General features: G+C 41.4%; 7 protein-coding genes. 5 read left to right on the forward strand and 2 right to left on the reverse strand.

The window, feature by feature from the left end; genetic code table 11:
- Nucleotides 1-8 precede the first annotated feature (8 nt).
- Nucleotides 9-2,216, forward strand: coding sequence for a sodium-translocating pyrophosphatase (locus U5907_09395; protein ID WRQ32789.1), 2,208 nt, complete (start codon nt 9-11; stop codon nt 2,214-2,216).
- A gap of 307 nt (nt 2,217-2,523) precedes the next feature.
- Here U5907_09395 and U5907_09400 read toward each other — a convergent pair whose 3' ends face one another.
- Both U5907_09400 and U5907_09405 read right to left on the reverse strand, forming a co-directional pair.
- Nucleotides 2,524-3,642 carry a TlpA disulfide reductase family protein gene (locus U5907_09400; GenBank protein ID WRQ32790.1) on the reverse strand — a complete coding sequence of 373 codons (1,119 nt, stop codon included), beginning with the start codon at nt 3,640-3,642 and terminating at the stop codon, nt 2,524-2,526.
- Between the two features lie 39 nt (nt 3,643-3,681).
- Entirely contained in the window at nt 3,682-4,206 is a 525-nt protein-coding gene (locus U5907_09405; protein WRQ32791.1) for a gamma carbonic anhydrase family protein, read from the reverse strand.
- A 225-nt stretch (nt 4,207-4,431) separates the two neighbouring features.
- Here U5907_09405 and U5907_09410 point away from each other — a divergent pair, with 225 nt between their 5' ends.
- The 4 genes from U5907_09410 (at nt 4,432) to U5907_09425 (ending at nt 12,129) form a co-directional block, all read left to right on the forward strand.
- Nucleotides 4,432-6,267, forward strand: coding sequence for a 2-oxoacid:acceptor oxidoreductase subunit alpha (locus U5907_09410; protein WRQ32792.1), 1,836 nt, complete (start codon nt 4,432-4,434; stop codon nt 6,265-6,267).
- A 25-nt stretch (nt 6,268-6,292) separates the two neighbouring features.
- On the forward strand, nt 6,293-7,309 hold the full coding sequence (locus U5907_09415) for a 2-oxoacid:ferredoxin oxidoreductase subunit beta (protein WRQ32793.1): 1,017 nt from the start codon (nt 6,293-6,295) through the stop codon (nt 7,307-7,309).
- A 47-nt stretch (nt 7,310-7,356) separates the two neighbouring features.
- Nucleotides 7,357-8,694 carry an NADP-specific glutamate dehydrogenase gene (gdhA, locus tag U5907_09420; GenBank protein ID WRQ32794.1) on the forward strand — a complete coding sequence of 446 codons (1,338 nt, stop codon included), beginning with the start codon at nt 7,357-7,359 and terminating at the stop codon, nt 8,692-8,694.
- A 165-nt stretch (nt 8,695-8,859) separates the two neighbouring features.
- Complete coding sequence (locus U5907_09425) at nt 8,860-12,129, forward strand: SusC/RagA family TonB-linked outer membrane protein (GenBank protein ID WRQ32795.1); 3,270 nt, start codon at nt 8,860-8,862, stop codon at nt 12,127-12,129.
- The last annotated feature ends 16 nt before the right edge of the window (nt 12,130-12,145 follow it).

Here is a 12,145-nt window from a genome sequence, read left to right on the forward strand (position 1 = left end):
TTCAAATTATGAAAACTGAACTTCTTTTCTATCTGGTGCCGCTAGCCTCACTTGCAGCACTGATTTTTGCCCGCTATTTCTTTAAAGAGATGATGAAAGAGAGCGAAGGGACTCCGCGAATGATGGAGATTGCCTCCTATGTACGCAGCGGAGCAATGGCGTATTTAAGGCAGCAGTACAAAGTTGTTACTATAGTTTTTATTGTTATTGCAATTTTCTTTGCAATTCTTGCCTATGGTTTTGGTGTCCAGAATGAATGGGTTCCGTTTGCATTCCTTACAGGCGGATTTTTCTCAGGGCTTGCCGGGTTTATTGGAATGAAGACAGCAACATACGCATCGGCCAGGACTGCAAACGCATCAAGAAAGTCATTAAACGGGGGGCTCAGAGTAGCCTTCAGATCTGGTGCCGTAATGGGACTTGTTGTTGTAGGGCTGGGACTTCTTGATATCTCTGTATGGTATATTCTTCTTGATAATTTTATAGAGGCAACAGAGGGACAAAAGTTAGTTATTATTACCACCACAATGCTGACATTTGGAATGGGGGCATCTACTCAAGCCCTCTTTGCAAGAGTAGGAGGGGGTATATACACAAAAGCAGCAGATGTGGGAGCGGACCTTGTTGGTAAGGTAGAGGAAAATATTCCTGAAGATGATGCAAGAAACCCTGCAACTATAGCTGATAATGTTGGAGATAATGTAGGAGATGTTGCCGGAATGGGTGCAGATCTTTATGAGTCTTATTGCGGGTCAATCCTTGCAACTGCCGCCCTTGGAGCATCGGCATTTTACATAAATCCTCAGCTTCAGATGAAGGCTGTTTTTGCACCAATGCTTATAGCTGCTGTTGGTATCCTTCTCTCAATTATTGGGATATTTCTTGTAAGGACAAAAGAGGGTGCCGGAATGAAGGAGTTACTCAAATCTTTGGGCGTTGGGGTGAATGTCAGCTCAATATTAATAGCGGCAGCAACCTTTGGAATTCTTTATATTCTTGGTCTTGAGAATTGGGTTGGTATATCTTTTTCTGTAGTTGTAGGACTTGTAGCCGGAATAATAATCGGCCACTCAACAGAATACTATACCTCTCATTCATATAAACCAACCAAGAGTATATCAGAGAGTGCTCAGAGCGGTCCGGCAACCGTTATCATATCCGGGATAGGAATTGGGATGGTATCAACTGCTATACCGGTACTTACAATTACAGCCGCAATCATACTTGCTTTTTTATGTGCAACCAACTTTGATGTTCAGAATATGCTTTCAGCGGAGAACCTTAGCCTTGGGCTTTATGGTATTGGGATAGCTGCTGTGGGAATGCTCTCTACACTAGGAATTACTCTGGCAACAGATGCTTATGGCCCAATTGCTGACAATGCAGGAGGAAATGCTCAAATGAGTGGTCTTGAACCCGAGGTGAGAAAAAGGACGGATGTTCTGGACGCTCTCGGAAACACAACTGCTGCAACAGGCAAAGGATTTGCCATTGGTTCAGCTGCCCTTACAGCAATGGCACTTCTTGCATCATATATTGAAGAGATAAAAATCGGATTGATCCATCTTGGTCAGAATACAATAGATATTGCCGGTCGGACAGTTGAAGTAGCACGGGCAACTATCCCTGATTTTATGGAGTACTATGAAGTATCTCTTATGAATCCAAAAGTTCTGGCAGGTGTTTTTTTGGGCTCAATGATGTCTTTTCTTTTCTGTGGCCTTACAATGAATGCAGTTGGAAGAGCTGCACGCCAGATGGTTGAGGAGGTAAGAAGGCAGTTCCGTGAAATCAAAGGTATTCTTGAGGGTAAAGCAACTCCTGATTATGCAAGATGTGTTGAGATTTCAACCAAAGGGGCTCAGCGAGAGATGCTTTTTCCCTCTATTTTGGCAATAGCTGTACCTGTAGTAACAGGCTTGGTTTTTGGTGTTTCAGGAGTGATGGGTTTACTTGCCGGTGGTCTTGGTGCCGGTTTTGTACTTGCAATATTCATGGCAAATGCAGGAGGAGCTTGGGATAATGCAAAGAAATATATAGAGGAGGGGAACTTTGGCGGGCCTGGTTCACTCAGCCATAAGGCGTCAATAGTTGGCGATACTGTTGGGGATCCCTTTAAGGATACCTCAGGTCCTTCACTTAACATACTTATTAAGCTAATGAGTATGGTTGCTATAGTGATGGCCGGCTTGACAGCAGCATTCAGTTTGCTGTAGCTTGAACATATACAATTCCGCTGTAAATCTAAAACCCGAGCTGCGTGAAGTGGCAGCCCCGTGCGGCTGTATCTTGCTTGCTGTAAGTGCGTTAACACTTAATCCCGCGGATCATCCGCGGGATTAAGTGTTAACTTAAAGGTATATAGCGTGTTACAAGGGCACGGGTGTAGAATATAAAACGGTTTTTTGATGTGGGAAACTTTAGATGGCTTCGCCACTATAACCGTCCGGCAGCATCAAAGGGCAAAAAAAAGGGTGTCCAAAATTTCTTTTTGGGCACCCTCATTATTTTAAGACTCAAACTTTATTTAGCTGTAATTCCGAGTTGTTCCTCAATGAAAGATACAAGCTCCTCTTCACTTACTTTGCGTTTGATAATTTTACCTTCACTGTCAACAAATATATTCTGTGGAATGTATTTAACATGGTAAAGTTTTGCAGCTGCGCTGTTCCAGTACTGAAGATCAGAAACCTGAGGCCAAGTTAGTTTGTCATCCTTGATTGCGCTGTTCCAAAGTTCTGCGTCTCTGTCAAAAGATACACCAAATACTCCAAATCCAAGTTTGTTGTACTTTTTGTAAATCTCAACAAGAGTTGGGTTGAAACGACGGCAAGGGCCGCACCATCCTGCCCAGAAATCAATCATAGTGATTTTGTTGTTAGGATACACAGATGAAAGTGCAATTGGATTTCCCTGAGGATCATTCATTGTAAAATCAGGAGCTACCATTCCAACCTCAAGAGTCTTAAGGGTTGCAAGACTCTCTTCAATCTGAGCAATATATCTGTTTCCTTCAAATTCAGGAAGAGCTTTGAAAGAGGCAATTTTTGCCTCCATCTCTGCCATTGGAAAATCTTCTACCTTTTGAGTAAGCTGGATAAGAGTATAAAATGAGTTTGGATTTGCAGCCTGGAATGCAGAATCAACAGCAAAAGCCTCTTTTTGTGATTGATTGTATACAGCAATAATCTCAGCCTTTCTTTCAGGAGTTGTCTCCTTGTTTCCGTACTCACGCATAAGTGAATCAAGACCATACTTTGCACCAATCTCCTCCTGTTGCTTTCTCAGACCCATAACAAGGTCATTTGTAACACCACCTGTGATTGTTGCATTAGGGAAGTCCTCTGCAGCACCTTCAATAGTGATTTCTGAGTTGTCAAGGAAAAACTGGATTCTTCCATCAATTCCCTCAATTGTAATTGCATAATTTTCAGGAGTAACAACCTTTCCTTCAAATCTGAATTTACCGCCAATGAAATCTACGGTGTCAGAAATTTGCTCTGCTCTTGCAAAGTTTGAAAGGATAACCTTTCCTTCAGGAAGATTCTCTCCTGTTATTGTTCCCTCGATAATGTATCCGTCGTGCTTGGGCTGACACGCGAAAAGACCTACTAAGGCCGCGAAAAAAATAATTTTTTTCATCTAATTTAAATTTTGTTGATTAATATTTTGGGTAATTAGCTACTCTTCTTCGCAGGAGCTGAGAAACCACTCCTTATATTTCATATAGCCCTCGGCATTTCTCTTTGCCGACTCCCCAATCTCAGGAGTCCCCTCTTTTACCATTTTTGCAGGAATTCCCGCATATACACCGGGCTCAAGTTTTACATTGCTTAGAACAACGGCACCGGCAGCAATAATAGTATTGTCTGGTACTACAGCATTATCCATTAGTATAGCACCCATCCCGACAAGTACATTGTTCCCGACAGATGCTCCATGGACAATAGCGTTATGCCCCACTGAGACATTGTCTCCAATCTCCACCACGGATTTTTTATGCAATGTGTGCAAAACCGCACCATCCTGAATATTAACCCTGTTCCCTATCCTGATTGGATTTACATCTCCCCTTAACACCGCTCCGTACCAGATACTGCAGTCATCTCCAATAACAACATCTCCAATTATTGCAGCATTCTCTGCAATAAAGCAATTTTTTCCGATAGTTGGGGAAATCCCGTTTAGTTTTCTAATTATAGCCATAGTAATATGTTGCAAATATATCAAAATATAACAAAATATCTTTCATATTGTTCTGAATCGGCATATTTGCCGGATTTATGTTAAACTATAAGGTGTGCTATTCCGTATACTTAACAAATTGCACAAAATTGGCAATATTTGATAATAAATTAAAATTTCAGCAAAAAAGATTTTTTGGTTAAGAATAATGTATAAATTTGTCAAGATTTTGTAAACAAAACTTATATGCAACACAAGGTTATTGACACTAAAGAGGTTGTAATCCGTTTTACCGGAGACTCCGGTGATGGAATGCAGCTTACAGGTACTCTGTTTGCCGACGCCTCAGCTCTTTTTGGGAATGATTTTTCTACATTTCCCGACTTTCCTGCTGAGATAAGGGCCCCTCAAGGAACAATCTCAGGGGTATCGGGTTTTCAGGTTAACATAGGCAGCGGAGAGATAAGAACCCCGGGAGATTTATGCGACGTATTGGTTGCAATGAATCCGGCAGCTCTTAAAGCAAATGCCAAATGGACCAAAAGCACTGCAACAATTATTTTGGACTCTGATACATTTGATGAAAAGGGTTTGAAAAAAGCTGGTTTTGCGACAGAGGATCCGGTAAGAGAGCTGAAAATTGAAGACAGAACTATAATATTTGCTGCAATTACCTCTTTGACAAAAGAGAGTTTAAAAGATAGCGGACTGGACCCAAAAGCAATTGTAAGGTCTAAAAATATGTTTACTCTGGGTATGTGCTACTACATGTTTAACAGACCCCTGGAGTTTACCTTTAAATATATTAAGAAGAAATTTAAAAAGAACCCTGCTCTTATAGATGCAAATCAGAAGGTTCTTCAGGATGGCTTTAATTATGCATCTAATATTCACGCTATTCCAAACACTTATAAAATTGAGCCTGCCAAGCTGAAAAAAGGTCTTTACCGCAATATAAACGGCAATCAGGCTACTGCCTGGGGACTTCTTGCAGCATCTGAAAAATCCGGCAGACCTTTGTTCTGTGGATCTTATCCTATTACACCGGCAACCAGTATCCTTGAAGAGCTAGCTCTGCACAAGGAGTTAAATGCAAAGACTCTTCAGTGTGAGGACGAAATAGCAGGTATTTGTACAGCAATTGGAGCTGCTTATACAGGAAGTCTGGCAGTAACAACTACATCAGGACCCGGTTTGTCTCTTAAGTCTGAGGCGTTGGGGCTTGCAGTTATGACTGAGCTTCCGCTTGTAGTTGTTGATGTTCAGAGAGGAGGACCATCTACAGGTATCCCTACAAAAACTGAGCAAACTGACCTTAATCAGGCGCTTTACGGAAGAAACGGAGAGTGCCCGATTGCAGTAATTGCAGCCCACTCACCATCACATTGTTTTGATGCAGCATTTTATTCTGCAAAATATGCAATGGAGCATATGATGCCGGTGATGCTTCTTACCGAGGGCTTTCTCGGAAATGGATCTGAACCATGGAGAATTCCAAGTATGAAAGATTATCCGGAGATTAATCCTCCAATACTGGAAAAACCTGATGAGGTGCCTTTCTGGCCATTCAAACGCGATGAGGAGAGACTTGCCAGAAGGTGGGCACTCCCCGGGACCGTTGGTTTGGAGCACAGAGTGGGAGGTCTTGAAAAGAATAATAATGGTACCGTATCTTCAGATCCTATTGTTCACGAAAGAATGGTTAATGAGCGTGCAGAAAAGGTTGCAAGACTTGCAAACTATATTCCTGATCAGACTGTAATTGGAGATGAGAGCGGTGAAGTTCTTATTGTTGGATGGGGCGGAACTTACGGGCATCTGTACACAGCTCTTAAAGAGCTGCACGAGCAGGGAAAGAGTGTTAGCCTTGCCCATTTTGACTATATCTTCCCATTGCCAAAAAACACAGCTGAGGTATTCTCAAAATTCAAAAAGATAATTGTGTGCGAGCTTAACAGCGGTCAGTTTGCAAATTATCTAAGAGCTTGTCATCAGCAATTCCAATATCATCAGCATAATAAAGTTCAGGGTCAGCCATTCACTGTTTCTGAAATTGTAGATGCTGTTAATGCAATACTTTAATCTCAAACAAGTAAAATAATTTGAAATGAAATATACACCACAAGATTTCAAAAGTAATCAGGAGGTAAAATGGTGTCCGGGTTGTGGAGACCACGCTATCCTTGCCTCTGTTCAGAGAGCAATGCCTGATATTTGCGAGGCTCTCAACTATACTAAGGAGAGATTTGTATTTGTATCAGGTATAGGATGTTCATCAAGATTTCCTTATTATATGGAAACTTACGGCTTCCATGGAATTCACGGTCGTGCCTCTGCAATATCTACCGGAGTTAAGGTTGCAAACCCTACACTTTCAGTGTGGCAGGTTACCGGAGACGGAGATGCTCTCGCCATAGGGGGAAATCACTTTATACATGCAATCAGGAGAAATATAGATATAAATATACTTCTATTCAATAATCAGATTTACGGTCTTACAAAAGGGCAGTATTCACCTACTTCAGTTTTGGGAAAGGTTACAAAAACATCCCCTTATGGAACTGTAGAGCATCCTTTTAACCCCGGTGCTTTGGTACTTGGAGCAAGAGGAACATATTTTGCAAGGAGTTTAGATGTAGAACTTAAACTCACACAGGATATAATGCTTGAATCTGCTAAGCACGACGGCACAGCTGTTGTTGAGGTTCTGGTGAATTGTGTCATTTTCAATGATAAAACTCACTGGAATTTGGTAGACAGAGAGTATAGATCAGATAGAACAATTGTTCTAAAGCACGGAGAACCAATGATTTTTGGCAAGGATAGAGACAAGGGTCTGATGCTTGACGGAATGAAACTAAAGGTTGTTAAACTTGGTGAGAACGGTATCACAGAGAAGGATCTGCTTGTTCACGATGCTCACCAGGAGAATCCAGGCCTTCATTCAATGCTTATCGATATGCAGTATCCTGAATATCCTGTTGCACTTGGTGTAATCAGAGCTGTGAAAGACACGACATATGACGATAATGTAAGAGACCAGATTACAGAGGTTCGCTCAAAATCGCCAATCCAGTGTATGGATGATCTACTGGTGAGCGGAGCAACCTGGGAAGTGGAATAATTGAGTACCAATATTAACTAACATAACAAATAAAAAACATTTCTATTATGAAAGTAGCAGATGTAATGGCCAAACTTGAAAAGAAATATGGTCATGAGAAAGAGTACCTTCAGGCAGTTCACGAAGTTCTTGAATCAATTGAGGGAATTTACAACCAGCATCCGGAATTTGAGAAAGCAAAAATTATCGAGAGATTGGTTGAGCCGGACAGAATTTTTACATTCAGAGTTACCTGGCAGGATGATAAAGGTGAAGTTCAAACTAACCTTGGTTACAGAGTTCAGTTTAATAACGCCATAGGTCCGTACAAAGGTGGTTTCCGTTTCCACCCTTCTGTAACCCCTTCAATTCTTAAGTTTCTCGGCTTTGAGCAGACATTTAAAAATGCACTGACTACTCTTCCTATGGGAGGCGGTAAAGGTGGATCTGACTTTGATCCTAAAGGAAAATCAGATGCAGAGATTATGCGTTTTTGCCAGGCATTTATCACTGAGCTTTGGAGACACCTCGGCCCGGATACAGATGTTCCTGCCGGAGATATTGGAGTAGGCGGCCGCGAAGTAGGCTATATGTTTGGCTACTATAAAAAACTTGCTCGTGAAAACACAGGAGTTCTTACAGGTAAAGGCGCAACATGGGGAGGATCTCTAATCCGTCCTGAAGCAACCGGATTTGGCGGTGTATACTTTGTAACACACATGCTTGCTACAAAAGGTATCGAAATTAAAGGAAAAACTGTTTCGGTTTCAGGCTTTGGTAATGTTGCCTGGGGAGCTGCAATGAAAGCTACTGAACTTGGTGCTAAAGTTATTGCTCTTTCCGGACCTGATGGAGTTATCATTGACGAAGAGGGGATGAATGCCGAGAAGATAGCATACATGCTTGAACTTCGCTCATCAAACAATGATGTTGTTGCCCCTTATGCAACTAAATTCCCGGGTTCAAAATTTATCGCCGGCAAAAAATCCTGGATGGTTAAAGTTGATATAGCTCTTCCTTGTGCATTCCAGAACGAACTTAACGGTGACGATGCAAAGGAACTAATTAAGAACGGTGTTACCTGCGTAGGAGAGATCTCAAATATGGGTTGTACTCCGGAAGCTATAGCAGAGTTTGTAAAAGCTAAGATCCTCTTTGCTCCGGGCAAGGCAGTTAATGCCGGTGGTGTTGCAGTTTCAGGTCTTGAGATGACTCAGAATGCAATGCATATCAGCTGGACAGCTGAAGAGGTTGATGCAAAACTTAAACAGATCATGAGCAGCATCCACTCAGCTTGCGTGAAATATGGAAAACAGAGTGATGGTTACATTAACTATGTTAATGGTGCAAATATTGCAGGCTTTATGAAGGTTGCTCAGGCTACTCTGGAACAAGGGCTTGTCTAAACAAACATTTTTATTTTAATTTTTTAAAGGTGGCTTAGTGAAGCCACCTTTTTTATTTGGATTAACAGATAAAAATTAGGTAGTGTAATATATTTTGTTAAATTTGTGGTGCCTTATTCCTAAGTAAGGCTAACCTAAATTTCAAACTAAACTAAAAACTTATTTATGAATGTAAAAGAGAATTTTACAAGAGTGGGCAAATTTATTGCCTTTACTCTGGTACTCCTGTTGGCAGGAGTCTCTTCTTGGGCGCAAGGACGCGTTACCGGTAAGGTGATTGACGTTAATGGCCAGCCACTGGGTTTTGTTACCGTAGTTGTTAAGGGTACAACAACTGCCACTAATACGGCAGATAACGGAACATTTACCTTCAGTAATGTTCAGAGCGACGGATCTCTAATCGTAAGCTCAATTGGTTACAGAACACAAGAAGTTGCCCTAAATGGAAGGGCTTATGTAGAGATTGTTCTTGAAGAGGACGCTATTAAGATTGATGAACTTGTTGTAACAGCCTTGGGTATCTCCCGTGAAAAGAAGGCTCTGGGTTACGCAGTTCAGGATGTAAAAGGTGATGAACTACAGAAAGTTCGTACATCCAATGTTGTTTCTGCTCTCTCCGGAAGAGTTGCCGGTGTGCAGATACAGGCAGCATCGGGCCAGATGGGTGGTGGTGCAAAGATTAATGTCAGAGGTAACACATCTCTTACCGGTAGCAACCAGCCGCTTTTTGTGGTAGATGGTATTCCTATCAGTAATGCAGACTACTCATACGGAGCAACAGGCGGTGGCGGTTATGACTTAGGTAACCTTGCATCTGACCTTAATCCGGATGATATTGAATCTATGTCCGTTCTTAAAGGCGCATCAGCTACTGCTCTGTACGGTTCAAGAGCAGCAAATGGTGTTGTAATGGTAACTACCAAAAAGGCAAAAGCTTCACAAAAGACTTTCGGTGTAAGTGTTAACTCATCAGTAACTATAGACCAGGCTGCCTATATGCCGCAACTTCAAAAACTGTATGGTGGTGGTTTTGTTTACGAAGGGGCTGGTACTCTTGATGGTTTTCTTGCAGCTACCATTGGTGGTAAAACTTACAGACTTGTTGACTATGCAACAGACGAGAGCTGGGGTCCAAAGTATGATCCTAATATAAAAGTTCTTGAATGGAATGCCTTTGATGCATGGGATACTAAAAATTATTTAGTAGAGAGACCTTGGGTGTATCCTGAGAATGACTATAAAACATTCTTCCAGAATGGTGTTAACTACACAAATAACATCCAGATTGCAAAAGCAGGTGAAGACGGAACATTCAGATTGTCTTACACTAACAGTGAGATTACCGGAATTACCCCTAACAGTAAGCTAAGCAGGAATACTGTAAGCTTTAGCGGAACGGCTAATCTGAATAAGTATCTTGATGGCTGGGCAAGTGTTAACTATGTTAATAATGGTGCAACAGGCAGACCTGAAACCGGTTATGGTGAGAGGAACCCAATGCAGAAGATGTGGCAGTGGTCACAAACTCAACTGGATTATCAGGATTTGAAAGAGTATTTAAATGAAGATGGTACTCAGCGTACCTGGAACAGAACATCATGGGATGACGGAACTCCAATGTATACAGATAACCCTTACTGGTCTGCATATAAAAACTATCAGAGTGACAGAAGAAATCGTGTATACGGAAATGCCGGACTAAACTTAAAACTTACTGACTGGTTAAAAATTACAGGTCGTGTAGGTGTTGACTATTTCAATCTTGCAATGGAGGAGAGATTTGCAGTTGGTTCACAAGCAACTTCAGAGTATTATCTTGATGTAAGAGAGGCTTTGGAGACAAACATGGAGCTCTTTGCAAACTTCAACAAGAGATTCTTTAGTGATAAATTTGGAGTATCTGCTCTGTTAGGAACAAGCAGTTCAGACAGGAAGAGCTGGAGAACAGGCGGTATAACAGTTGGCGGTTTGGTTATTCCTGAACTGTACAACCTTTCAAACTCACAAGTTAAGGCAACAGCCTATGACAGCAAGTCCCAAAAAAGGATAAACTCTGTGTTTGGTAATGTAACAATGGACTGGAATCAGTTTATTTACCTGGATATTACTGCCAGGAATGACTGGTCTTCAACATTACCTGCAGGTAACAGATCGTATTTTTATCCATCAGTAAACTTAAGTGCAGTTTTAACATCCCTTGACGCACTTAAGGATATGAGCTGGCTTAATTTTGCAAAAGTACGCGGAGGCTGGGCACAGGTAGGTAATGATACAAATCCTTATAACCTGGAGTCTTATTATGCGGCATCATCAGGTGGTGCATTTGGCTCAAACCCTCGCTATAGCCCTGCTACAACAATGTCTAATCCACTCCTTAAACCAGAATCAACCAGATCTTGGGAGGTTGGTCTAGAGGCTCGTATGCTTGATAACAGAGTTGGTTTTGATGTTTCCTACTTCCAGAAAGATACTTACGATCAGATTGTACCGGTTATGATTTCAGGTGCAACAGGATATGCAAGTATGTATATTAATTCAGGACATATGTCAAATAAAGGTATTGAGGTTACTCTTAATCTTGTTCCGGTTAAAACAAATGATTTTACCTGGGATATGCAACTGAACCTTGGTACACTTGAAAACAAAGTTATCTCTATTGCTGAAGGGCTAAACTACCTGAACCTTGCTAACGCTCCATTCCGTGTTAAATCAGGAGCATTTACAGGTGCCTCATATCCAGTAATCTATGGTACAGGATATGTGTATGATGACCAAGGTAATAAACTCGTTAATTCATCTACAGGATACTATGCAGCCACACCTATCAGAAACATAGGAAATGCTACTCCTAACTTTACTGCAGGTTTGACAAATGCATTTAATTATAAAGGCTTTGATCTGAGTGTCCTTATTGATATGCAGAGAGGTGGCCATATGTATTACACTTCTTACATGTGGGGTATGTATTCAGGTATTTTTGAAGAGTCTGCTCTTCAGAATGGTAAGGATATCCGTGAAAATGGCGTCTTAATTGACAGCTATTATGGTAAATGGGATGCTGCCGCAAATAAATTTGTCTATACAGATGCTTCCGGAGCTGTAACAACAACCCCGGTTAAAAACACAAAGGTTCTTGGAGCAGAAACATACGGAGCATATCACTACGACAGAAATGACGAGCAGAATGTATTTAGCACAGATTACTTTAAACTTCGTGAAGTAAGACTTGGTTATACAATACCTTCTAAGTTTACAGGTCCTATCAAGCAGCTGCGTGTCTCTGCATTTGGCCGTAATCTGGCTATATGGGGAGAGGCTACCAAGCACTTTGATCCTGAATATTTGCAAATGGCCGGATCTAATGCTCAGGGTATTGAGGGAGGTTATATCCCATCTACCAGATCATTTGGTTTCAGTCTCAGCTTTAACTTTTAATTAATAGGAGATGCTA

The organism is Bacteroidales bacterium MB20-C3-3 (assembly GCA_035609245.1).
In the GTDB taxonomy this organism is placed as follows: Bacteria; Bacteroidota; Bacteroidia; order Bacteroidales; family UBA932; genus Bact-08.